The following is a 24,578-nucleotide window of genomic DNA, read 5'->3' on the forward strand; positions in this document are numbered from 1 at the left end:
TGGCGGAATTGGTAGACGCGCTAGCTTCAGGTGCTAGTGACCGCAAGGTCGTGGAGGTTCAAGTCCTCTCCTGGGCACCATCGATATTCTCTCGATGTCCTTTCTTTCTGTAGTTTTCTAGCACCCTTCTCCTCAGTTCGATCTTCTCTCAGTAGATACGCCTACTGCGTATCACCGATACTGCGCACGTTTTCTGACGGCAGGTTGGCACGCTGCGAACACGCGTCTGGCTTTTCTGGCATCGTTTCGTGGCGTTTCCAGGCTCGTTGCGTGCCTTCAATCTTATTAAGGAAGGAAAGCGTACCTCGCTCCCCCCAAAACACAACGACCGCTGCTTCGTTGATGGCGAAGCAGCGGTCGTCTTTTTATTGGCCAAATGAAACGTTAGCTGCTGGCGGAGTGATCCCGCTGTTTCGACGCGCGGTTGCGCGCCGCCGTACCGGCCGTTTTGGCGGCTCCGCCCGCCGCGACAATAATGGCGGCGATCGCCAAATATTGTGTCAGGCTGAGCTGTTCATGCAGGAACACCAGCCCCGACAGCGCCCCTACCGCGGGCTCGAGACTCATCAGCATACTGAACAAACGGGCGGGCATTCGGCGTAGCGCAATCATTTCGAGGCTATACGGAAGCGCCGTTGACAGCAGCGCCACCACAGCGGCAAGAGGCCATAGGTGCGGCACGATAAGGTCGGCGCCCATATTAACCACCCCGATCGGCAGCGCCACCAGCCCTGCCACGACGGTGCCTAACGCGACCGTGTGGCGACCATGGCGAGCGCCTGCCTTGCGCCCCCAAATGATATAAAAGCCCCAGCACGCCCCAGCGCCCAACGCGTAGGCAATTCCCAAGGGGTCCATGTCGCCGCCGATATCACCGACCGGCAGCAGCAGATAAAGACCAAACACCGCTAGCGCAATCCATACCAGATCGAGCACGCGCCGCGATCCCAGCAGCGCCACCGTCAGCGGACCGGTAAACTCAAGTGCTACCGCTACCCCTAACGGGATGGTCTCGAGCGCTTGGTAAAACAGCATGTTCATGCCGCCAAGCGCCACGCCATACATGATTAACGCACGCCCTTTGCTGCCTTCCGGCCAACCACCACGCCATGGGCGCATCACGATCACCAGCATGATGGCGGCAAAACATAGACGCAGTACCGATACCCCAAGCGCCCCCAAATCTGGAAACAGCGTCTTGGCAAGCGATGCTCCCGACTGCACGGATGTCATGGCGACTAACAGCAACAATACCGGAGCAAGAATCGAACGAAACGCAGCCACCACATTTCCCCATAGCAAAATAAACGCAGCGCACTCCAGCATCGCCATACAGCGATACCGGTAATGCGCGGCGTTTTGTGGTCGATCGCCATCGCTTCCCACGGGGGCTGATGGCAGATGAAGTTTTTATCCATGTCGCCAGGGCGACAGCAACGAAGCCTATCACGCGGACAGTGCCAGCCCAACCGCAAAGACGCCCCTAATAGCGCGCGGGAAGCCGTGAGTAGCGCTCAAGCTGCCACCCGCGCGTGTCGACATCATGCTTCAAACGGTGCTGCTGCGCGGCAGGCAGATCGCTAAAAAAGCGCAGACCGGTGAGTCGCTCAATCGTCGCAATGGGCACCAGATAGCGATCGAGAGGCTCATTGCCTTGCACCTGCTGCGGCATCAGGAATGCCAACGCTTTGGCTGGCTCGCCCTGCCGTCCCGGCACGACCACGATCTTATAAAAGGCTTGAGGGATTGATACGCACACTGGCAGCGTAATCAGTTGATGCTGGGCATTCAGGCACGACGGTAGCCACTGACCGTTGGCAGTATAGACAGGCCCGGTGATCACCCATAGCGAGCCGAATCTTGGCAACATTTGATCGACGACCGCCGCCTCGAGGCGCTGCCACAGCTTGCGGTTAAGTGCGGGGCGCTGTGGCGCGACGTTGGTCATCAGGAAGGTTTGCTGCTGCGCGCGCTTGCCATACAGGCTAGCCATGGCGTAGTTCGGAGCCATATGGCCGCGATCATAGCCGCTGGCATCGTACAGGCTACTGGTAAGCGGTAATCCTGAGCGCCAGTCGCGATGGAAGCCTTCCGGTCGCTTGAGATGATAGCGTGGGTTGGTCGCCTTCAGTCGATACTCCACCCATAGCGGCGTCATGCGAATATCTGACCACCCCACCAGAAAGTGATCGTTGCGCAACACCCGATGAACACTGCGCCAATCCTGCCACGAACTGGCGACAGGCACGCCTTGCCAACTCATGGCGGCGCGGCTTTTTACTTCGCCCGCGTACCAGACCACCCCGACTGCACACAGCACCAGTAGCGCCCATGGCCGCTTCATTGCGCTTTTCGCCAACCACGACAAGGGCGGCGGCAGTACCCTCGCCAAGCGCTGCAAGCCCCGGTTGATCATTGATCGCCACCGTCGGCACCCGCCGCCGTTAATATGCGCAGCGCCACCGCTTCAGCGGGAAGATGCTGATTGTTTGTTACTTGCCTGTTGACCACCGCCATCTTCCTGATGCTCGCAACCTTCTTCGTATCAAACGCGCCCTCGCCGCGCGCTCAATACCCAAACCCAACTACTGTACATAAATACACATCGCGAAGAAAGCGGCACTAGATAATAGATGCCCCGTCATTCAGCTTCGCGCGTGGCAGCCGAGTAATGCGCCTCACAGCGCGCAGCACTGCCGATCGCCCTCGGCTTGCACCAAAACAGCTACAGCGGGCGTAACTGGCTACTTTCACACTATTTGCCGCAATTGCTGAAAGACGCCTTCACGCTTCCCCACTAGGGTGTACAAGGTTCATCACATGGTCGAATTTCGGTAGTCCAAGCATGTGCACTAAAGTGATTGCTCGTTACATTCACAGCTCACGGTTGGGTAAATGAAATCGTTTTCATCTACATCCGGGCTGTCTCTACCTCACACGAAAGGGTCATTGTCGTTCATGGCTTACAGCTCAGCCTATCCACCCAAGCGCGCCACCATCCTGCAAGTGGCCAAGGACGCGGGAGTCTCTAAAACCAGCGTGTCTCGTTACCTGGGCGAAGGGCGGCGGCTGCTTTCTGAGCCTATGCAGCAGCGCATCGCACACTCCATCGAACGCTTGAACTTCAAGCCCGATCGAATCGCTAGCAGCCTGCGCGGACGGCGCACCCGTTTGATTGGGATGGTGGTCACCGATATCACCAACCCCTACACCGTTCAGGTGATGCGCAGCATCGAGAATGCGCTGTATCAGCGCGGCTACACGCTGATGGTGTGTAATACCGACAGCGATCCAGAACTGGAAACCAATCACCTCCAAGTGCTGCAAAGCTACAACGTCGAAGGCATTATTCTTCATACCTCTAGCGGGCTTGGCGACACGCTGGGTACGCTAGACCACGGTCAAACGCCGGTGGTGCTGATTGACCGCACTATCGAGGGCGCCGAACTCCCCTGCATATCGCTGGATAACACCCAGGCCATGGCGCTGGGTATTGACCACGTACGCGAGCAAGGCTTCCGTCATCTGCTCTATATTACCCAGCCATTGGGGGGATTCAGCTCGCGCGAGGCGCGTGCGCAGGCGTTTGATAAACAGCTCAAGCGTCAGTCAACGCTTAGCGGCGAGCGACTCGAACTGAACGATAATGACGCTGAAGCAGCACTCGAAGAAGCGCTAACGCAGCTGCTAACAGAGCATACTGCGCCGTGCATCATGTGCAGCAACGCCAAGGTTGCCCTGCGTACCTTGCGAGTGCTCGACCGGTTGAACGCCATTGATAAAACGGGCTTTATCACCTTTGATGAGGAGGCGTGGTCAGCCCTGGTTGCCGGCGGTATTACCACCATCGCGCAGCCCGCCGAACACATTGGCGAACGCGCTGCTGCGACGCTCTATCGACAGCTCCACGAAGAGCCTCATTCGGGGCAGTCGCACGCGCTTCCCGCAACACTACACATACGTCGCTCCACCCTAAACGGTGCCGACGCGCAAACCGCTACCCGCCAGCGCGACGCTGTCTCGCAGGATAGCTAAGGAACCTTGATGTCATCACCTGTCTTTATCTGTGCCAATGCCTATGGCGCCCAGTACATTAATGCCCATGGTCAGGCCCAGAGCGCCCATATTGCTGCCGAAGCAGGCGCGACCGGCATTGAAATTCGTCAGGAGCTGTTGAGTGATCACGACCAGCCTCTTGAAACGCTTGGCGACAAGATTGCCGAGCTAGGGCTTGAATGCCATTACTCCAGCACCGAGCTGCTGTGGCTGGGCGAGCACCTGAACGACCGTCTGCACGCCGCCATTGAAGATGCCAAGAAACTGAAGGCCAGCTTGCTGAAGATCGCGATTGGCGCTTTGCCTTCGGAAGAGACACGCCGGGACACCCTCACCCAGCTTGCCAAATGGCTGGAAGGGAGCGAACTGACGGTCGCACTGGAAAATGACCAAACCAGCGGCGGCGGCACCCCCGATGCACTGGGTGCTGCGCTGGGCGCTTTCAAGCAGGCAGGCATCAAGGCCGGCCTCACCTTCGATATCGGTAACTGGCAGTACGTTGGCGTTAACGCCATCGATGCCGCTCATGAGCTAGGCCGTGACGTTATCTATGTGCACTGTAAAGGCATACGCCGCGAAGGCTCTGAACTGCATGCCGCCGCGCCTGCCCCGACCGAGCTGGTCGATTGGTCAACCATGTGGTCGTCCTTCCCGAGGCACGTAAAGCGCAGCATCGAATTCCCGCTGGCCGGGCACGATAGCCCTGATCACGACAGCAGTCAGTTGGTTAGCAATTCTGCCGCGTGGGTGACCCGTCTAAGCCATCTCTGAGCACACTACCGAATAAGCAACATCCCAGAAGACTGGGAAAGGAATCGATTTCATGAGCACTTCTGACGCTAACAACAGCGCCCATTTCGACTTTGACGTAGTGGGCTTCGGCGAAAGCATGGCGATGTTCGCTGCCCTGGAAGAAGGCCCGCTGGAAAGCGTGCAGCGTTTCGAGCGCAGCATCGCCGGTGCCGATAGCAATGTCGCGGCAGGCTTATCGCGACTTGGTTTCGGCGTGCTGTGGTATTCGCGTGTAGGCAACGACAGCCTTGGCCGCTTCATCCTCAACTCACTGACGTCGGAAGGTATCGATTGCAGCCAGGTAAAGGTGGATAAAGAAGCGCTAACGGGCTGGCAAATCAAGGCGCGTCGCAACGATGGCGGTGACCCTGAGGTGGAGTACTTCCGCAGCGGCAGTGCTGCCAGCCGGATGTGCACCGCCGACTTAACCCCCACCCTGACCACCAGCCGCCATCTGCACTGCACCGGCATTCCGCCGGCGCTGAGCGAGACTGCTCGCGAGATGAGTCATGCCGCAGTGCAGCGCATGCGTGAAGCGGGACGCAGCATCTCATTCGACACCAACCTGCGCCCCTCGCTGTGGCCCAACCAGGCCACCATGGTGAAAGAGATTAACGCACTGGCGTTTCAGGCTGATTGGGTGCTACCGGGCCTTGAAGAAGGCGAAATACTCACCGGGCGCTCCGACGCCGATGGCATCGCCGACTTCTATCTCGAGCAGGGCGTGAGTGAGGTAGCCATCAAGCTGGGCGGTAAAGGTTCGTTTTACAAAAACAGCAAAGGCGAGCGTTTCGAGCAGCCTACCTTACCGGTAACCCGCGTGGTCGATACCGTCGGTGCCGGCGACGGCTTCGCAGTTGGCTTTATCAGCGCGCGTCTGGAGGGGCTAAGCGCCGAACAGGCGATGCTTCGCGGCGCCTGGATTGGTGCCAGACAGGTACAGGTAGCTGGCGATAACGCCGGACTCCCTTACCGTAAGGATCTAGCGGAAATAGATCAGTAAACAAGAGCGCCCGGCAGCCGCTACGGGGTACACCGTTCACCAACAACCATTTATGAACGGTGTACCCCGCCCCTACCGCTGCCGGCCTGTCCCGCCCATGCGGGCATCCATTAGCGCAGTGCCTAATAAACCACCTCAGCCACAGCACGATCACAAGGCACGCTACCCAAAGAGCAGATAACCGTCAGCTCTCCAACGATGCACGACCTATACCGCACCACGAACTGGCGTCGCCTACCGGCACAGCAGCTCCTGGAGTGGCAGGAGAAATCTCTCATGGCCATAGCACCAAGCAACGTTGCTTCCCAAAACGCAACGACTGACGACGTAGATACCCATCACCTGACCCGCTCGGCGTGGGCGCTGTCGCTGGGCAGTGCGCTGGAATACTACGATTTCGCGCTGTATAGCCTCGCTTCGGCGTTGATCTTCGGACCGCTGTTCTTCCCTTCGTCCAGCGTTGCCATGCAGCTGATTCTTAGCTTTGGTACCTACTTTTTAGGCTTTGCGGTGCGCCCCATTGGCGGCGTGGTATTCGGCGCGCTAGGCGACCGCATTGGCAGGAAGGCGGTGCTGACGATCACCGTGCTACTGATGGGCGTTTCAAGCACGCTGATTGGCTTCTTGCCCACCTTCCAAAGCGTGGGCTATCTGGCGCCGATCATGCTGGTGCTACTGCGTATTGGCCAAGGTTTGGGCGCAGGTGCCGAACAGGCCGGTGCGGCGGTCATGATGACCGAAAGCGCGCCCACCAACCGCCGCGGCTTTTTTGCGGCACTGCCCTTCGTGGGCGTACAGGGCGGCACCATCGTGGCCGCGCTGGTGTATTTCGCGATGCTGTATGGCGTCGATGATATTACCGCGACCTGGCTGTGGCGCATTCCCTTTATCTTCAGTGCCGCTATTGTGGGCGTGGCTCTTTACATGCGGCTGCATATGAAGGAATCCCCCACCTTCGAAAAACTCTCAGCAGAAAACAAAAAGCCTCAAAGCACGCTGAAAGAGTCGCTGGCGTGCTCGAAGAAGTCCATTCTTACCGGCATTGGGCTGCGCATGGCAGAGAACGGCGGCTCGTCGATCTACCAAGCGCTGGCCATCAGCTATATTGCTGGCGTGGTCGGCCTAAAAGGTCCAGTCGGCGCACTAACGCTGGTGGTCGCGGGCACCGTGGGCGCCATTACCGTGCTGGTGGCGGGCAAGGCTAGCGACGTTTACGGCAGGCGCGCGGTGTACCGCTTCTTCGCGATCTTTCAGTTGGTGATTGCCTTTCCGGTGTGGTGGGTGCTCAGTCAGGGCGAGCTCATCAGTACCCTAATCGCCATTACCATCGCGCTGGGCATTGGCACCTGGGGTATGTTCGGAGCCCAGGGCGCGCTGCTGCCTGAGCTGTTTGGTTCGCGCTATCGCTACCTGGGCGTCTCGATAGCGCGTGAAATTTCCGCCGTTATTGCGGGCGGCATCGCACCGCTGGTCGGTGCGCTGCTGATGGGCGCTACCGAATGGGTGCTCGGCGGCGATCCAGCCACGCGCGTGTACGCCTGGATTCCGATTGCTGCTTACCTATCGCTGCTAACGCTGATTACCGCCGTTACCGCCTGGCGCATGCCTGAATCGCTTAACCGCGATTTACACAGTGAAGCTGATGCTCATTGAGCAACGCCCTTCAGCGCTCTACAGTAAATGAAGGTGCGCCTGAACCATTTTTCGATGGGAGCGCGGTTAGCGCGCTCCGACAATTTCTCAACGTCTTAGGTTACTCCGATGAAGCCAAAGGTTATTTCGTTCAATCGCCCGCTTGAGCCCGAGCTAAAGCAACGTCTCGAGCAGCACGCAGAGCTTCTTGATTTCACCTATACCAAAACGCCCGCAGACGATCCGGCGTTTATTGAAGCATTAGCCACCGCTGATGCGGCGATTGGCTCGAGCCTGAAGTTCGGCGCCGACCTGATCGAGAAAGCGCCTAAGCTCAAGATAGTGTCGAGCGTCTCCGCTGGGGTCGACAACTTCGATGTGGCTGCGCTCAATCAGCGCGGAATTCTGCTTTGCAACACCCCGGATGCGCTGACCGAAACCGTCGCTGACGCCGGCTTCTCGCTGATTCTTTCCACCGCTCGCCGAGTGGTAGAACTGGCTAACTGGGTGCGCGACGGGCAGTGGCAGAAAAGCCTGACGCCCGAGCGTTTCGGCAAGGATGTGCATCACGCGACGCTGGGTATTGTCGGCATGGGTCGCATCGGTGCGGCGATTGCGCGCCGCGCTCACTTTGGCTTCAAAATGAAGGTGCTGTACCACAACCGCTCGCAGCATCAGGGCTACGAGCAGGAAATTGGCGTCGAATATCGCTCTTTTGAGGATTTGCTCAAGGAATCCGATTTCATCTGCACTACGCTGCCCTATTCTGAACAAACGGCAGGCATGTTCGGTGCCGAAGCATTCAAAGCGATGGGCGAAGACGCGATCTTTATCAATATTGGTCGCGGTGGGGTTGTCGATGAACCTGCGCTGATCGAGGCGCTCAAGAACGGCACCATCAGAGCCGCAGGTCTGGATGTCTTTTCCAAGGAGCCGCTGCCCGCCGATAATCCGCTGGCGCACCTTGATAACGTTGTCGCGCTGCCGCACATCGGCTCGGCCACCGCAGCCACCCGCTTCGCCATGGCAGAGCTGGCAGTCGATAATCTGATTGCCGCATTGCAGGGCAAGCGGCCTCAGTGCCCCTATAATTGGAAACAAATTGGCAACGAGTAGCGACCACGCCTCGATTCTATAAGCACGGAATGATATAAAAGATCCAAACCATATGCGGTGGTGAGATATGAGACTTTGGTCTATATCTACTTGCTCAGCAAACACCTCCCCACCTCAGTGGTGGATCAGCTGATAAACAACGGAGCATCTAGCATGTCCAAGCAAGAAATTGGCGTTATCGGAATGGCCGTTATGGGCAAAAACCTTGCCCTGAACATCGAGAGTCGTGGCTATACCGTGTCGATCTTCAACCGCTCGCGCGGCAAGACCGACGAAGTAATTGCAGAACATTCCGACAAGAAGCTGGTGCCCAGCTACACCATCGAAGAATTTGTTGATTCGCTGGAAAAACCGCGCCGCATTCTGCTGATGGTGCAAGCCGGTGAAGCCACCGACAAAACCATCGAATCGCTGAAACCGCACCTCGACAAAGGCGACATTCTGATCGACGGCGGCAACACCCTCTATACCGACACCATTCGTCGTAACAAAGAGCTCTCCGATGAAGGCTTCAACTTCATCGGTACCGGTGTTTCCGGCGGTGAGGAAGGCGCCCTGAAAGGCCCGTCCATCATGCCAGGCGGTCAGAAGGAAGCGTATAAGCTGGTTGCGCCTATCCTTGAGAAGATTGCCGCCAAAGCGCCCGACGGCGACCCGTGCGTTACCTACGTCGGACCGGACGGTGCTGGCCATTACGTCAAGATGGTCCACAACGGTATCGAATACGGCGACATGCAGCTGATCGCTGAGTCGTACTCGCTGCTGAAAGGCACCCTGGGGCTCTCTAACCGCGAGCTGGCAGATGTCTTCTCCGAGTGGAATCAGGGTGAGCTCGATAGCTACCTGATCGACATTACCGCCAAGGTCTTCACTAAAAAGGACAAGGATTCCGACCACGACGTAGTGGACATCATCCTTGATTCGGCAGGCCAAAAAGGCACCGGCAAATGGACCAGCAAAAGCGCCCTCGATTTCGGCGTACCGCTGCCGCTGATCACTGAATCGGTGTTCGCACGCTTCATCTCGGCCCTTAAGGATCAGCGCGTGAAAGCCGCCAAGGTGCTGACCGGCCCCACGCCCAAGCCCTTTGATGGCGACCGCGCTGAATTTATCGAGAAGATCCGTCGTGCGCTCTACCTGAGCAAGATCGTCTCCTACGCGCAGGGCTTCTCGCAGTACAAGTCGGCCTCCGAGTCCTACGGCTGGGATCTCAACTACGGCGAAATCGCCAAGATCTTCCGCGCTGGCTGCATCATTCGCGCCGGCTTCCTGCAGAAGATCACCGACGCCTACGAAGAAGACCCGCAGCTCGACAACCTGCTGCTGGCACCTTACTTCAAAGGCATCGCCGACGAGTACCAGCAGGCGCTGCGTGATGTTGTCGCCTACGCGGTTCAGCAAGGCATCCCGACGCCGACCTTCTCTTCCGCGATCGCCTACTTCGACAGCTATCGCTCCGAGAAGCTGCCCGCTAACCTGATTCAGGCACAGCGCGACTTCTTCGGCGCTCACACCTATCAGCGTCTCGACAAGGAAGGCACCTTCCACACCGAGTGGCTGAAAGACGACTAAGTCGTAATCGCCAAAAGTAAGACAACGCCCGCGCTCCTAACAGGATCGCGGGCGTTTTTGTATTATGTTTATACAATCGACATCCCTTGGTTCTCACCGCATAGTGACAGCATCAGCAATAGGTACAGGAATTCCCCATGTTTCAGGCCATTTATCTGACGCAGGATGATCACCGCGCCACCCACGCGACGCTTGAGCAGTTGGACGAGACGCAGTTACCTGAGCGCGAGGTGTGGGTCGACGTTGAGTGGAGCACGCTGAATTACAAGGATGCGCTGGCGATTACCGGTCGCGGCAAGATTGTGCGGCGGTTTCCGATGGTGCCGGGCATTGATTTGGTGGGAGTAGTACGCGAAAGCGCTTCGTCTGAGTATTCGGCGGGAGATCGGGTGCTGCTGAATGGCTGGAGCGTGGGCGAGAAATACTGGGGCGGGCTGGCGCAGCAGGCGCGCGTGGATGGTCGCTGGCTAACACCGCTGCCGCCTGAGCTAAGGCCTTTCAGTGCAATGGCGCTGGGCACAGCAGGCTATACCGCGATGCTGTGCGTGCAAGCATTGGAACGTCAGGGAATAGCGCCCGAGCGCGGCCCAATACTGGTCACAGGAGCTAATGGTGGCGTTGGCAGTATCGCTATCGTGCTGCTGAAGCAGGCGGGTTATCAGGTGATTGCCGCTACCGGTCGCGCGGACCAGCGCGATGCGCTGTTAGCGCTGGGTGCGAGCGAGGTGATCGACAGAAATGAGCTGAATCAGCCGGCACCGCCCCTGGGTAAAGCGCGCTGGGCGGGAGCGATTGATAGCGTAGGCAGCCACACCCTCGCCAATGTGTGTGCTCACACACAGGAAGATGGCGCTGTGGCTAGCTGCGGACTGGCGCAAGGGATGGACTTTCCGGCATCGGTAGCGCCGTTTATTTTGCGCGGTGTCACACTGTGCGGCATTAACAGCGTCACCCGCCCCGCCAGCGAGCGACAGGACGCCTGGCAGCGTTTGGCGCGCGACATCGATCAGGAACAACTGGCAGGCTTGACCCACACCATCGCCCTGAATGAGACGATCGGCGCGGCTGACAAGCTGTTGGCAGGCAAGGTACGCGGCCGGATCGTGGTGGACGTTAACCGCTAATCGCGCTTTTGGCGTACGCACCGCCGCGCTCAGCCCGGTAACGGTAGTGGCCTCCACCACTACCATTACCACTGTTCGCAGGGGCCAAGTGATTAACGCGTTATCAGGCCCGCGCTATGGGGCTGGCGCATCGTTCAGCGCCTCTACCAGCATATCCACCAGCGCACGCACCGGGCGCGATTTCTCACGGTGATGCGGATAGAGCGCGTTGACCGGTTCGGGCGCGGGGCGATATTTATCGAGAATCGCCGTAAGACGGCCGTCGGCCAGCGCCTCTTCCACGATAAAATGCGGAAGCTGCACGATGCCCATTCCCGCCAGCGCCGCATCCATGACCAGTTCCCCATTATTGGCGTGAAAACGTCGCTGCGCTTCGACGGCGACCTCGATAGCTTTAGAGCCGCGTCGGTAGTGCCATACCACCTGCGACTGGTGTCCATATAGCAGACACGCATGCTCATGGAGCTGCTCGGGGCGCTGAGGAGTGCCGTGCTGGGCTAGATAATCAGCGCTGGCACAGGTAACCAGTTGCTCCTCGCACAAGCGCCGAGCAATCAGCGTTGAATCGCTCAATTCACCGATGCGAATGACCATATCGTAGCCTTCCGCCAGCAAATCGACACGGCGATCGCTTAGCTCGTAATGCAAGTCTACGGCTGGATATCGCCTGATGAACGACGGCAGCACGCTGCGCAAGCGCTGCATCGAAAAGCTCAGCGGCGCGCTTACCCTCAAACGCCCACGCACTTCCTTGCTCTGCAGCCCGACATCCTGCTCGGCAAGATCGATTTGATTGAGAATGTTGCGGACCTGGCTTGCGTAATCAAGCCCCAGCGCCGTGGGCTGCATGCGTCGGGTCGAGCGATTCAGCAACCGCACCCCCAAGCGCCCCTCCAGCGTCTGCAAGCGTTTGCTGACCAACTGTTTGGAGAGCCCCAAACGCTGCGCGGCGGCAGTGATACTCAAGGTATCAACTACCGCCACGAATGCCTCCATCTCTTCAAATCGGCTCATTGGCTACTTTTTATCTGCAGGCCAGGTAGGGTAACGGCGTTCGCTGGCCGCTGGCGGGAAGTACTGATACAGCCAGGTTTCGCTAAGCGTATCGTTACCCGATTTGAGGAACAGTCGCAGATCGATCGGATCGGTGCTTTCTGAGGTGGGATACCAGTCGAACAGAATTCGATAGCCCTTGAACTCTTTGACGTAGATAACCTGCACGTCCTGCACCTTACCGCCGCTAACGGAAATTTGCGGCTGTAGGCTCAGACCTTCCTTCAACTCGGCGAAATCGACGGCAAAGCGACGGCACCACACATCAGGGTACTGCTCACCTGGCGCCCACCCTTCAGTAAAGCCACCGGCGCCCTGACGAGTCTCGAGCACATTGGCAAGCGAGCTTTTCACCGGCGGCAGCGGCGCCCAGTGCAACCGATAGCGGAAATGGTATTCACCGCCCTTGGTAATTTTCTGTTCTGGCTGCCACATGCAGACAATATTATCGAGCGTTTCGCCGGTTGAGGGCAGTTCGAGGAGATTGACCGCCCCCTTGCCCCACTGGTTGAGCGGCTCTACCCACAAGCTGGGACGCTTGTGGTAAAGATCGACGGTGTCCTGATAAGTGGCGAAATCACGCTGCAGCTGCAACAGCCCGAAGCCGCGCGGATTCTCGTCGGCAAAGGCGTTGAACTGAATATGTTCAGGATTGTTCAGCGGTCGCGCGATCCACTCGCCGTTACCGCGCCACAGTGCAAGGCGGTCGGAGTCGTGAATTTCGGGATGATAGGTCACGCAGGCGCGGCGATCATTGCTACCGCAGCTGAACATGCTGCTCATCGGAGCAATGCCCAACTGAGCGATGTCTTTACGCGGGTAGATGAAGCTGTCGACCTCTTGGGTCACCTTGCCTTCGACGTTTTCACAGTCGAGCACGAAGTGGTAGGCCCCTACTGCGCTTGGGCTATCGAGCAGCGCGTAAACGCTAAAGGATTGACTGTTGGCGGGCGACGGCTGCTGAATCCAGAACGCCACGAAATCGGGGAATTCTTCACGCAAGTCGTCGATGTAGGTATCGATCGCCAGCCCGCGTGCTGACAGCCCGTACTGACCATCGCCCCCTTCGGCGCGGAAATAGCTGGCCCCGAGGAAAGAGAACACGTCGCTCTTGCCGAAATCGGGGGCGCGGAACACCTTGAAACCAGCGAATCCCAGGTCGTCCTGCCCTTTCAGCGCGTTGGTATCAACGCCAGCATCGTGGTAGTTGAACAGCGAAGGACGGAAGTGCACTTCGCGCGCCTGATTACCGGCCTGATTCAGCGAGTAAATGTGCACGCGGCGCTTGAAATTCATGCCCACATGGAAAAATTCGACGTCAACGGCGCGGTTAGCGTTGGCGTGCCATAGCGCGTGATTCTTGTCGTAGCCGATCTTCTGATATTGCAGCGGCGACAGTTTCGCCAGCGTTTCCGGAATCGGGCCAGGCGCGCCGCCAAAAGGCTTGGCAGCCTCGCTTTTGGCGCGCTTCTTCAATTCGTCGAAGCTGAACGGCGTCGGCTTTCCGTCGGCAATAGCCGCCGGCGCAGTGGCGGCAGCGGCGCGTGCCACCGAGGGAACACTGCAAAATGCTGCCAGCGCTGCTGACGCCTTGAGTACTGACCTGCGATCCATACGAATTTTTCCTGTAGGGCGATGAATGTGATGCGCTAACAACGCACGGATAGCGAGCGGGGTATCTGAAGCCGCGCCACCGTGAATAGATGTTCCTCACTCGGACAGCATGCACGCAAAATAGTGCCCGCTCAAACACGCGAACTTAAGCGCTGCTAGCGTACCGGTAAGGTAACGTCGGCGAATATCGTTTCTTCATGACCAATGCCGGCTGCCATCGCCGCCTCGACGCGCTCACGAGTTAGATGGGGAGCGAGACGCTCAAGGAAATCAAGCATGTAGCGACGCAAGAAGGTGCCACGACGAATGCCTACGCTGGTCAGCGAGCTATCAAAGAGATGTGAGGCATCCACCGCCACCAGCCCTTCGCCCGGAATGGCTGCCGCCATGTGCGCCACGATGCCAATGCCCATGCCCAGACGGACATAGGTTTTTATCACGTCGGCATCGGCGGCGGTTAGCACCACATTCGGCGACAGGCCCACCTTGCGGAACGCGCTATCCAACTGGGACCGTCCGGTAAAGCCGCGGGTATAGGTGATTAGTGGCAGCTCTGCCAGCGCTTCGAGCGTCAGCTCGCCCGGCTTCAGTGCCGCTAACGGGTGTTGCTCGGGGACCAGAATGCTGCGATTCCACTGATATAGCGGCAGCACTACCAGGTCATTGAACAGTGTTAAGGCTTCGGTGCAAATCGCGAAGTCGGCCTTGCCATCCACTACCAACTGCGCAATTTGGCGCGGATCGCTTTGGTGCATATGTAGCGCAATACCCGGGTAGCGCTCACCGAAGGCCTGAATGACGGGAGGTAGCGCATAGCGCGCCTGCGTATGGGTGGTGGCGATGGTGAGCTCACCGCGTGCTTCGTTACTGTGTTCTTGCGCTACCTGCTTGATGTTTTCGACGGTGTGCAAAACCTGCCCCGCCAAATCGATAACGGCTTGTCCCGCCGGGGTTACGCGGGTGAGATGCTTGCCACTGCGTGCGAATATCTCAATGCCCAATTCCCCTTCCAGAAGGCGAATCTGCTTGGAAATACCCGGCTGCGAGGTAAAAAGGCTCTGCGCAGTGGCGGACACATTCAAATTGTTTCGTGACACTTCCCATACGTAGCGAAGCTGTTGAAGTTTCAACGCTGGACTCTCCCATATACGACCAACGATAGGCACTCTCACGGAGGACAGTGGGAGCGCTAACTGAGAAGACCCGCCCCGGATGGCCGGTGGAAAGGTTTTTTTAATGCTATCAAGTCATAAAATCATAAACAATCGGTCCTTTTAGCTATATCAAAATAGCATTAAGTTGCCCTCCCTTATGACGTGAATAGCACTCGCAGTAGGCTATTTTAACAGCGCGCCTCTAGCTTCAACGGCTTATCAAGCGCCCTTCCCTTTGCGCGAGAGCACTATGGACCTCACCTCATTTCTGTTTTACATCATCGCTGGTGCCGGGGTCGGGTTCGCCATGGGCTGCACTGGCGTTGGCGGTGGCTCACTGATGACACCCATTTTGCTGGCAGTCGGCATTCCGCCCCAAACCGCCATCGGCACCGACTTGCTGTATGCAGCGGTTACCAAGATAAGCGGTCTATTCAGCCACCAGCGTCAGGGCAATATCGACTGGACCATTACCAAGCGCATGAGCCTTGGCAGCATACCGGCCACTATCATCACGCTATTTGCCCTTAATCAGTTCAGCGAAGGGCCAAAAGGCTATGCCGAACTGCTTACTGGCGTGCTGGGCATCATGCTGGTATTGACCGCCATTCTGCTGATCCTGCGCGGCCCCATTACTCGTCTGGCCCGCCAGCACGACCGCTGGGTTACCCAGCGAGCGCCGCTGCTAACAGTGGTTGCGGGCGCCGTACTAGGCATTTGCGTGACCCTCTCATCGGTTGGCGCGGGGGTGTTTGGCACTGCGGTGCTGTTGCTGCTTTATTCCCGCCTCAAACCCAGTAAGGTGGTTGGTACTGATCTCGCTCACGCTGTTCCGCTGACCTTCATTGCCGGCGGCGGTCATATGCTGATGGGAAATATTGATTGGGTGCTTTTGGCAGGACTATTGATAGGCTCCCTGCCGGCGATCCACTGGGGCGCAGCGGTCGCACAGAAGATGCCCACCAATCTGCTGCGCTGGATACTCACCCTGCTGCTACTGGGCCTGGGCCTTAATTACAGCATAGACTTTTTATTCGGCTCAGCTGGTTAGAGACACGAAAAATTTGGCCACCGCCGTTGCTCTCGCTTAACGGCATGCGACGGCTTGAATTTGCCCCCTCGCGGCGCAATGAGTAATATCGGGACATTAGCGTCGCTTCTCCTCTGAAGCGCAACCAACAAAATGGAGACCATGATGGCCAATAACGTGGACGTCACTGAAAGCAACTTCGAGCAGGAAGTCGTCGGCTCTGACAAGCCTGTACTGCTGAAATTCTGGGCGCCCTGGTGCGGTCCCTGCAAAATGATGGCACCAGTCGTCGAAGAAGTAGCTGAAGAGCGCGCCGATAGCCTTAAGGTTGTTAGCGTCAACGTCGACGACGCTGCTGACATCGCTGCTCAGCAGGGTGTGCGCGGTGTACCGACCGTTATCATCTTCAAGGGCGGTGAAAAGGTCGCCTCGCTGGTAGGCGCACAGTCCAAGGCTCAGCTGACTCAGTTCATCGATCAGAACGCCTGATCCACGCCGCAGCGGCACACCATCTGCTCATCACCGAGTCCGGGAATTCCGGGCTCGGTTTTTTTGTGCCTGAATTGGGCCCCGCTGCCACGAGCGTTGGGCGTTGGCATGGGCGTTGGGCGTGGCACTAGCTGGCAGGGCTATCGTTGGGCGCCCCTTCCCACCCGCTTGCGCTGCCACTCATACCCGCGCATAAAAAAGCCCCGAGAGGCTGGGGTGCCTTCGGGGCCTGGATCACGCTATAGGGCAATAGGTGCCTGTACAAAGCATTGGCTAGCGCGTTTTAGGCGGATTTTTTGGCCTTTTTGCTGCTCTTCTCCTGCTCCGCCGGGCCAATGAGCACTGACAGCCAGCGCGTGCCGGGATGGCAATCAAACAGGATCTTCAGCGACATGGTAAGCGGTACCGACAGCAGCAAGCCCACCGGACCGAGCACCCAGCCCCACACGACCAACGAGAGAAACGCCATTAGCGAGGAAATTCCCAGCGCCTGCCCCATCATGCGGGGTTCGAACACGTTACCGCTGATGAAGTGCACAAGCCCCAGAATAACCGCGAGAATAACTGCCGACATAACGCCCACTTCGGGCATGACCAGCGCCATAATGACCGGAGGGATCGCCGACAGGAAGGCGCCAATGTTGGGAATGAAGTTGAGCAGAAATGCCAACACACCCCAGATCAGCGCGAACTGAACACCCAAAATCCAGCACACCACGGTGGTGGCAACACCACAGATCAGGCCAATCTCACTCTTCACGATCAGATAGCGCGTCAGGCTTTCCGAAAACTGGCTGAAGCGCTCGATACTGGTATCGGCATTATTGAACGCCGCGCGCAGTTTGCTAGGCAGATCGATAATCTCGAACACCATGAAGATCGCCATCACCAAAATGATCACCGTCTGCGATAGCGTATCACCCACACCGCCCAACAGCGCTGGCACATAGTGCATCAGCTGCGAAGGATCGAACTTCTCGACGATGGCTTGCTGATCAATCGGCAGCCCCCACCCTTCGAGGATACCAATCCCCTGGTTATAGAGTTCGCTTAAACGATCGGCGAAGCGCGGCCATTGCTCGCTAAACTGGGCGAATTGGCTGCCAATCAACAGCGATATCAACCCCAGCACGATAAGCGCCACTACCAGCACTACCGTCACCGCGAGCGTAACGTTCCAGCCATGCTCCTTCAGCCAGCGCACCGGCTGAGCGCAAAGCACGGCGAAGAACAAGCTCAGCAGGATCGGGATCACCAGATCACTGCCAACCTTCAGTCCGCCAAACACGATGAAGATGGAAGCCAGCACCAGCACCATATTAAACGGCATGGCGCTTGCTTCGGTGCTTTCTGACGTTTGCTGCGTGCGTTGCTGCTGTGTCGAGGTCTCGCGCGAAGGCGAAGGCTGGTTCGACTGTTCCATTCCGATTTTCTCCTTATCGGATTATGCCGCGTCCGACACCCTGTCAGACGGAAGCAGACTTCATGCGCCGCTCGGATAGCCATCGCACCAACAGATTGGCCAGGACCGAGCAGATCAACATCGTTACCACCATAGGCGCCGCTCCCTCAACCGACAGAGAGCTGATAATCGCCCCGGCCACCGCCCCCAGAGAGAACTGCAAGCAACCCATCACTGCGTTGGCAGTGGCGCTCATATGGGGGAAGTAATCGAGCATTGCAGAGACCGCATTCGGGTTAATCAGGCCAGCGGTGCCAACAAACACCATCACCAGCACCATGATCACCGGTACCGAATCGAGCCCCAGCGCCACGACTGCCACCATCAGCAGTGCGGCGGTAAGCTGTACCGACAGCCCGACCTTCAGCAGGCGCCGTGGCTTATGATGCTTGAGCAGCTTGATATTCAGGCGATTGGAGCCAGCCATAACAATAATGTTGGCTCCGAACAAAAACGGATAGACCGCCGGCGACACCTGGTAGTACTCCATATATAGATAAGGAGAACTGGTAATAAAAGCAAACATGGCCGCTACCGACAGCGCACAGGTCATCATGTACCCCAGCGCCGCGCGGTGAGTAACCACCTGTTTGTAGTGTCCGGCAATGGCAAGCACCGACGGCTTTTGCTCAGGCTTGGTGCGCGTTTCAGGCAGCACAAACACCACGATGGCCAGCACGATCAGGGCATAGCACATCAGGAAACCGAAAATCAGCTGCCAGCCCCACACGTACAGCAGCGCAGTGCCCAGCATCGGAGCCACCAAAGGCGCCAACAGCAGGATCATCACCATCGTCGACAACACTTTCGCGGCTTCAGGCCCAGCAAACCGATCGCGCACGATGGCGGGAGAGTTGACTACACAGGCCCCGCCGCCCAGCGCCTGCACGAACCGCCAGAAAAACAGCCCGGACAAACTTTGGGTGAGCATCAGCGCCAAACACGACACGATAAACAGAATCAGCCCGCCAATCAGCACTGGGCGCCGCCCAAGGCGGTCAGACATCGGGCCGAATACCAACTGACCAATCGCGAATCCGGCTAGAAAAACGCTGACAGATACCGACGTATGGTGAACGCTTTCGCCAATATGCGCAGCGATTTCCGGCATGGCCGGCAGATACGCATCGATCGCAAAAGGTGCCAACGCGGTAATGGCCGCCACTAGCAGCGCTAAACGCCGCGCACTCATAGTGCTCACAACACCTCCCATGAATAGTAAAAACCCGGACGCCAAGGCATCCGGGTTGATTCGACTTGTAGCTTCCTGACAGCGTTACTGCGTGACGCTGTCCTTGGGCGGGGTCGCTTGGGATGCCGAGTTGCCATCTTCAGCCGCATGCCCCGCCGCCGGGCCTGAAGACGCGCCGCCGCTACCGGCAGCAGCGTCGTTGCCTGTTGCTTCAGGTTCCGAAAAATCGTCGCTATCAGCGCCCGCAGCAAAGGGATCGCTGGTGACCTTGTTGCCGTCGATTTCAAACTGACGGCGCTGCATCCACGCATCACGAATGAAGGTGTAGCGGTCGCCATTCTGAATCAGTTTTTCCTGATCGAGCAAGTCAGAGCGCACCTGCATCAGGTCAACCGCACGCAGCCCCCAGCGCGCATAGCTGTTGTCGATGTAGGTAACGGCGTCAGAGTACCAGTCGCCGGGCAGGCCGATGGTGTCACGCACCGTACTCGGGCCAATCAGCGGCAGCATCAGGAAGGGACCTGACTTGAAGCCCCACGCAGCAAAGGTTTTGCCGAAGTCTTCCTGACGCTTATCGATGCCCAGACGCGATGCGGGGTCGAGAATACCGCCCAGGCCCAGCGTGGTGTTGAGCAGTACGCGAGACAACGAAGTACCGACGATCAGCGGGTTGCCCTGCAACACGCCGTTGACGGTGGCGCGCACGTCGCCGAGGTTGCCGAAGAAGTTTCTAACGCCGTCCTGCACGGGCTCGGGCGTGACTGTGTCATAGCCCTGTGCCACCGGACGCAAGGCGTAGTGATCGATCGTATCGTTAAAGGCAAATACGCCACGGTTGAAGCCTTCCCACGGGTCGTTGGGCTGACCGTCCTTGGTGTACATGCCTGCACACCCGCTAAGGGCGACGGCGGCTGCCGCGGCCGCCGAGATATTGCGTATTCCCTTCATGAGAAAACTTCCCCTGTTTAATACCTGGCTTGCGTTGCAATGTCTTGAGCGGACTGCCGCTGCGCGCGCGTGCTAACCCGGTTCGGGGTCGTACGTTGCCACGCGGAGAGATCAATCGAAGGAAGAACAACCGCAAGCTTTTTAATCGAACAATAGCGCAATGATATCAAGCACAGCGCAGTTTTACTGCCTTTTCTTTACACACCACCAAGGGCGAACCACGCACCTGTACTAACGGATAGCGTATCAGTGCGCGTGGAACACCCCTGTATCACGCGCGATGACCACCTGTTTCCCATCACCTTAACGGCGTGTGGCGCTCGCGTCACTGCCGGCATGCGTTAGGCGGTGCTACTTAGCTCTTTCCAGCGCCGCTCAAGACGCTTCACTGAAACCGCCTCTTTGGTGCCCAACTGCTGAGCGAACAGTGATACCCGGAGCTCCTGCAATTGCCAAAAGAACTCGTCTAGCCAAGCAGGCGTAACGCCACTCTGGCGCGCCCGTTCAAGGCGTGCATCGAAACGTGTTTCGAGTCCGGCCACCTCGTCCATGGCGAGTTGATCACGGCGAGTGTCGCGAGCGACCTTATCGAGCCGCAAGCGGGCGGCTTCTATATAGCGAGGATATTCGTCGAGCCATTGGCCGGCTGCTGTAATAAAGCCGGCATAGACCAAGCGCTCAAGCTGGGCTTTCACATCGGCGTAGCTACGCGCTACGTCTAACCCAATGCGCGCCTTCTTCAACTGTTTCTTGAGCGCTATCACGCCTTTCAGCGCGGCTTCGGTACGTGCGATCAAGCTGTCGGCCAATTCACCCAACTGACCACGCGATTGCTCCAAACGTGTGCGCAGCTCACCAGCTGAACGTGGCAATGGATCATAAGCGAAGGCGTTGATAAACAGCGTATTCACCAGATCGTTGATCAGCTCGCGTTTACTGCCGACCTGAGTATAAAGCACCGCCAGTGCCTCTAATCGCTTATCACGACTAAAGTAGCCAAGCTGTTCGGGAAGCGCGAGCATGGCGGCCCGCGCTATGCCCTGACGCATGCTGGCGAGAGCGGCATCAGGGTGATCATAGAATTTGATGGCAATGCTATCGCCTTCATCGACAAACGCTGGATACAGCGTGATGCGAATACCGGCCTGCTGGCGCTCGACCTGCTCGGCAAGGGGCGTTTCGGGCAGCGTTTTCAGCCCTTTTTGCTCACCCTCTTGTGCTGAGGAGGTTATCGTCGTTGTCTGCTGTGCAGCATCGCGGTGACGTTTGATCAATTGATCGAGATCACGCCCCTGCCCAAGCGTTTTACCTGCGCCGTCGACCACCTTGAAGTTGGCACGCAGATGATCAGGGAGCTCGATGTCATCCCATACCTGCGGGTCCACCTTGAGGCCGGTCTTGCGTCGCAAGAACTCACCCAAGGCAACGCCCATCGCCTCGGTGCCCGGATCGATCGCCTCCAGCGCTGCATCCACCCAATCGGGGATCGGCACGATCTGGCGGCGATACTGTTTGGGCAGTCCTTTCAACAGCGCAATGGCTTTTTCACGCCGAAGCCCCGGCACCAACCAATCGAAACGCTCGCGCGGCAGCGTATTAAGCATTAGCGCAGGCACGGTCACGGTTACGCCGTCGTCCTGGGTACCAGGCGCAAAATGGTAGTCGAGCGGTAGCTCAACGGGCCCAACGGAGAGCTTTTCGGGGTATTGCGTTAGCGTGACTTCTTCAGCGTCACGCGCCATCAGCGCTTCTTTATCAACGAACAGGAAATTCGGCTGCTGCTGTTCATGCTGCTTACGCCAGCGTTCAAAGGAACGACTGTCGAACACGTCGGCCGGCAGGCGTTGGTCATAGAAGTCGTACAGCTGCTCTTCATCGACCAGAATATCGCGCCGCCGCACCTTGTCCTCGAGCTGCTCAACTTCGTTGATAAGCGCCTGGTTGTGCGCCATAAAGGCCGCGCTGGTCGCTAACTGCCCTTCTACCAGCGCTGAGCGAATAAATATCTCACGCGCCTCGACGGGATTGATGTGACCGTAGGCCACTCGCCGCTTGGCGTATATGGGCAAGCCGAACAGCGTGCCTTGCTCGAGCGCTACCACCTGCCCCCGCTTGCTCTCCCAGTGCGGCTCAGCATGGCTGCGTTTGATGAGCTCGCCTGCCGCTGCTTCGATCCACTCCGGCTTGATCGCCGCCACCTCGCGCGCATAGAGACGAGTGGTTTCGACCAGTTCGAAGGCCATCACCCACTTGGGCGCTTTCTTCGCCACGAAAGAAGCGGGATGCAGCACAAACTGGCGATTGCGCGCCCCGAGATATTCCCGCGCTTCCTGCTTGAGTCCAAGATTCGACAGCAAGCCAGTCAGCAAGGCGGCATGCAAGCGCTGGTAATCAAGCTCTTCTTTCAGTTCGTTATCGGGAAGCTTGAGTTCCTGCGCCAACTGACGCAGCTGCCGATAGGTATCGTGCCATTCGCGCAGACGCATATAGTTGAGATAGCGCGCCCGGCACCAGCGCCGTAGCTGCGACGATGAGAGCTCATCGCGGGCGTTAACGAAGGCCCGCCATAGATTGATCCAGGCGGCGAAATCCGACGCGGGGTCAGCCCATTCACGGTGCGCCTGATCGGCCGCCTGACGTTTGTCGGCGGGGCGCTCGCGCGGATCCTGTACGGCCAGCGCGCTCACCACGATCAGCGTTTCACGCAGCGCCCCCTGAGCCCCACCGGCAAGCACCATACGCGCCAAGCGCGGATCGACCGGCAGCCGCGCCAACTGGCGCCCTACCCGAGTAATCTGCTGCCGCTCCACCGCGCCTAGCTCTTCCAGCAAGCGGAAACCATCCCGCACGAAGCGCTCATCCGGCGCTTCGATAAACGGAAAGGCGCTGATATCGCCCAGCTTAAGCGCCAGCATCGACAAAATAACCGCAGCCAGATTGGTACGTTTGATTTCAGGATCGGTGAAGGCGGGCCGCGCCAGAAAATCTTCTTCACTATAAAGCCGAATGCATAAGCCTGCTGCCACGCGCCCACAGCGGCCCTTGCGCTGCTCGGCGCTGGCCTGACTGATTGGTTCGATGGGCAAGCGCTGAATCTTGGCGCGGTAGCTGTAGCGACTGATGCGTACCAGCCCCGGATCAATCACATAGCGGATGCCCGGCACCGTCAGTGAGGTTTCCGCCACGTTGGTTGAGAGCACGATACGTCGCCCGGCATGGCCTGCGAACACGCGGTTTTGCTCTGCTGCCGACAGCCGCGCGTAGAGCGGCAGAATCTCGGTATGACGCAATTGGGCACGCCGCAGCACATCGGCGGTCTCGCGAATCTCGCGCTCGCCGGGCAAAAACACCAGCACATCGCGCGGACCACTGCCAAAGCCGAGTTCATGCTCGGCTTGTTCGATTTCTTCGACCGCGCGCAGGATGCCCTCCTGCACGCTGATGTCGTCTTCGTCGTCAGCACCTCGCACCAGCGGGCGATAACGTGTTTCCACCGGAAAGGTACGCCCCGATACTTCAATGATGGGCGCGGCGAACCGCTCGCCGTTGCGCTCGACGGCGAAGTGCTCGGCAAAACGCTCAAGATCAATCGTTGCCGAGGTAATAATCAGCTTGAGATCGCGGCGGCGCGCCAGCAGCTGCTTGAGATAGCCCAGCAGGAAGTCGATGTTCAGGCTGCGCTCGTGCGCTTCATCGATAATGATTGCGTCGTAGCGCAGCAGATCGGGATCGTGCTGGGTTTCTGCCAGCAAGATACCGTCGGTCATCAGCTTGATACAGGTATCGGCGCTGGTGTGGTCAGCAAAGCGCATCTGGTAACCCACCCCTTCGCCGAGCGGCGTCTCAAGCTCTTCGGCCAATCTCGCCGCCACTGAGCGCGCAGCCAGTCGGCGCGGCTGAGTATGACCAATAACACCGCGCTGCCCTAACCCACACTCAAGGCACAGTTTGGGTAACTGAGTGGTTTTGCCCGAGCCGGTTTCACCGGCAACCACAATGATCTGATGCTCATTAAGCGCTTTGATAATCTCTTCGCGCTTGCCGCTCACTGGCAGCGCTTCGGGGTAATCGATGGTGAAGGAGCGCGCACTGCGGGCTTCCACCTGTGCTTTGCTTTTGGCGATGCGCTGCCGGATATCGTTCACGGCGCGATCAATGGGCTGGCCGCGCTTGGCGCGCTGAGACAGCTTGGCTATTCGCCGCGACAGCACCCGCGCATCAGACAATGCCACCTCATCGAGCGCTTTGCTGAGCGCCCGCAACTGATCGTGCTCATGGCTAGACGTATGGGATAAATCGGACGCGCTCACAGCAACCTCAACGACTCTCGATAAAGAATAA

The 24,578-nt window shown here is 58.2% G+C and carries 18 protein-coding genes and 1 tRNA gene; 10 read left to right on the plus strand and 9 right to left on the minus strand.

The annotated features are described in order from the left end of the window. Position 1: 1 nt before the first annotated feature. Positions 2 to 80, plus strand: a tRNA-Leu gene (locus R84865_RS06395). Positions 81 to 384: 304 nt separating this feature from the next. Here R84865_RS06395 and R84865_RS06400 read toward each other — a convergent pair. Together R84865_RS06400 and R84865_RS06405 are read right to left on the minus strand one after the other, a co-directional pair. Then, the gene (locus R84865_RS06400; protein WP_435639146.1) at positions 385 to 1,284 is read right to left on the minus strand and encodes an EamA family transporter; all 900 of its coding nucleotides are present in this window, start codon (positions 1,282 to 1,284) and stop codon (positions 385 to 387) included. 199 nt (positions 1,285 to 1,483) lie between these two features. Then, positions 1,484 to 2,416 (minus strand): DNA/RNA non-specific endonuclease, encoded by a 933-nt coding sequence (locus R84865_RS06405; protein WP_435637909.1) that lies wholly within the window; start codon positions 2,414 to 2,416, stop codon positions 1,484 to 1,486. 542 nt (positions 2,417 to 2,958) lie between these two features. Here R84865_RS06405 and R84865_RS06410 point away from each other — a divergent pair. The 7 genes from R84865_RS06410 (at position 2,959) to acuI (ending at position 11,295) form a co-directional block, all read left to right on the plus strand. Further along, positions 2,959 to 4,035 carry a LacI family DNA-binding transcriptional regulator gene (locus R84865_RS06410; protein WP_435639147.1) on the plus strand — a complete coding sequence of 359 codons (1,077 nt, stop codon included), beginning with the start codon at positions 2,959 to 2,961 and terminating at the stop codon, positions 4,033 to 4,035. Positions 4,036 to 4,044: 9 nt separating this feature from the next. Next, positions 4,045 to 4,827 carry a sugar phosphate isomerase/epimerase family protein gene (locus R84865_RS06415; RefSeq protein WP_435639148.1) on the plus strand — a complete coding sequence of 261 codons (783 nt, stop codon included), beginning with the start codon at positions 4,045 to 4,047 and terminating at the stop codon, positions 4,825 to 4,827. Positions 4,828 to 4,879: 52 nt separating this feature from the next. Next, positions 4,880 to 5,851, plus strand: coding sequence for a sugar kinase (locus R84865_RS06420; RefSeq protein ID WP_435639149.1), 972 nt, complete (start codon positions 4,880 to 4,882; stop codon positions 5,849 to 5,851). A 276-nt stretch (positions 5,852 to 6,127) separates the two neighbouring features. Beyond that, positions 6,128 to 7,504 (plus strand): MFS transporter, encoded by a 1,377-nt coding sequence (locus R84865_RS06425; protein ID WP_435639150.1) that lies wholly within the window; start codon positions 6,128 to 6,130, stop codon positions 7,502 to 7,504. Between the two features lie 108 nt (positions 7,505 to 7,612). Then, positions 7,613 to 8,599 (plus strand): 2-hydroxyacid dehydrogenase, encoded by a 987-nt coding sequence (locus R84865_RS06430; RefSeq protein ID WP_435639151.1) that lies wholly within the window; start codon positions 7,613 to 7,615, stop codon positions 8,597 to 8,599. Positions 8,600 to 8,752: 153 nt separating this feature from the next. Then, positions 8,753 to 10,171: an NADP-dependent phosphogluconate dehydrogenase gene (gene gnd / locus R84865_RS06435; protein ID WP_435632686.1), complete on the plus strand. Its 1,419-nt coding sequence runs from the start codon at positions 8,753 to 8,755 to the stop codon at positions 10,169 to 10,171. Between the two features lie 137 nt (positions 10,172 to 10,308). Continuing rightward, entirely contained in the window at positions 10,309 to 11,295 is a 987-nt protein-coding gene (gene acuI / locus R84865_RS06440; protein WP_435639152.1) for an acrylyl-CoA reductase (NADPH), read from the plus strand. A 114-nt stretch (positions 11,296 to 11,409) separates the two neighbouring features. On the opposite strand, the gene R84865_RS06445 is transcribed toward acuI, so the two are convergent. The 3 genes from R84865_RS06445 to cysB all read right to left on the minus strand — a co-directional run bounded on the left by R84865_RS06445 (position 11,410) and on the right by cysB (position 15,092). Next, the gene (locus R84865_RS06445; protein WP_435632689.1) at positions 11,410 to 12,309 is read right to left on the minus strand and encodes a LysR family transcriptional regulator; all 900 of its coding nucleotides are present in this window, start codon (positions 12,307 to 12,309) and stop codon (positions 11,410 to 11,412) included. A gap of 3 nt (positions 12,310 to 12,312) precedes the next feature. Further along, on the minus strand, positions 12,313 to 13,962 hold the full coding sequence (locus tag R84865_RS06450; RefSeq protein WP_435637904.1) for an OpgD/OpgG family glucan biosynthesis protein: 1,650 nt from the start codon (positions 13,960 to 13,962) through the stop codon (positions 12,313 to 12,315). Between the two features lie 155 nt (positions 13,963 to 14,117). Continuing rightward, a complete protein-coding gene (gene cysB, locus R84865_RS06455; RefSeq protein ID WP_435632691.1) occupies positions 14,118 to 15,092 on the minus strand; it encodes an HTH-type transcriptional regulator CysB in 975 nt (324 codons plus the stop codon). A gap of 274 nt (positions 15,093 to 15,366) precedes the next feature. Between cysB and R84865_RS06460 the strand changes: the two genes are divergently transcribed. Both R84865_RS06460 and trxA read left to right on the plus strand, forming a co-directional pair. Beyond that, positions 15,367 to 16,167: a sulfite exporter TauE/SafE family protein gene (locus tag R84865_RS06460; protein WP_435632692.1), complete on the plus strand. Its 801-nt coding sequence runs from the start codon at positions 15,367 to 15,369 to the stop codon at positions 16,165 to 16,167. A gap of 144 nt (positions 16,168 to 16,311) precedes the next feature. Continuing rightward, positions 16,312 to 16,635 (plus strand): thioredoxin, encoded by a 324-nt coding sequence (gene trxA, locus R84865_RS06465; protein ID WP_435632693.1) that lies wholly within the window; start codon positions 16,312 to 16,314, stop codon positions 16,633 to 16,635. Positions 16,636 to 16,918: 283 nt separating this feature from the next. Here trxA and R84865_RS06470 read toward each other — a convergent pair whose 3' ends face one another. From R84865_RS06470 to hrpA, 4 genes are all read right to left on the minus strand, one after another. Then, positions 16,919 to 18,058 carry an AI-2E family transporter gene (locus R84865_RS06470; RefSeq protein WP_435639153.1) on the minus strand — a complete coding sequence of 380 codons (1,140 nt, stop codon included), beginning with the start codon at positions 18,056 to 18,058 and terminating at the stop codon, positions 16,919 to 16,921. A gap of 43 nt (positions 18,059 to 18,101) precedes the next feature. Next, on the minus strand, positions 18,102 to 19,289 hold the full coding sequence (locus R84865_RS06475) for a Bcr/CflA family multidrug efflux MFS transporter (RefSeq protein ID WP_435632761.1): 1,188 nt from the start codon (positions 19,287 to 19,289) through the stop codon (positions 18,102 to 18,104). Positions 19,290 to 19,373: 84 nt separating this feature from the next. After that, on the minus strand, positions 19,374 to 20,237 hold the full coding sequence (locus R84865_RS06480; protein ID WP_435632695.1) for an MlaA family lipoprotein: 864 nt from the start codon (positions 20,235 to 20,237) through the stop codon (positions 19,374 to 19,376). A 341-nt stretch (positions 20,238 to 20,578) separates the two neighbouring features. Further along, positions 20,579 to 24,547: an ATP-dependent RNA helicase HrpA gene (hrpA, locus tag R84865_RS06485; RefSeq protein ID WP_435639154.1), complete on the minus strand. Its 3,969-nt coding sequence runs from the start codon at positions 24,545 to 24,547 to the stop codon at positions 20,579 to 20,581. Between the last annotated feature and the right edge of the window lie 31 nt (positions 24,548 to 24,578).

Source organism: Carnimonas bestiolae (assembly GCF_051251145.1).
Classification (GTDB): Bacteria; Pseudomonadota; Gammaproteobacteria; order Pseudomonadales; family Halomonadaceae; genus Carnimonas; species Carnimonas bestiolae.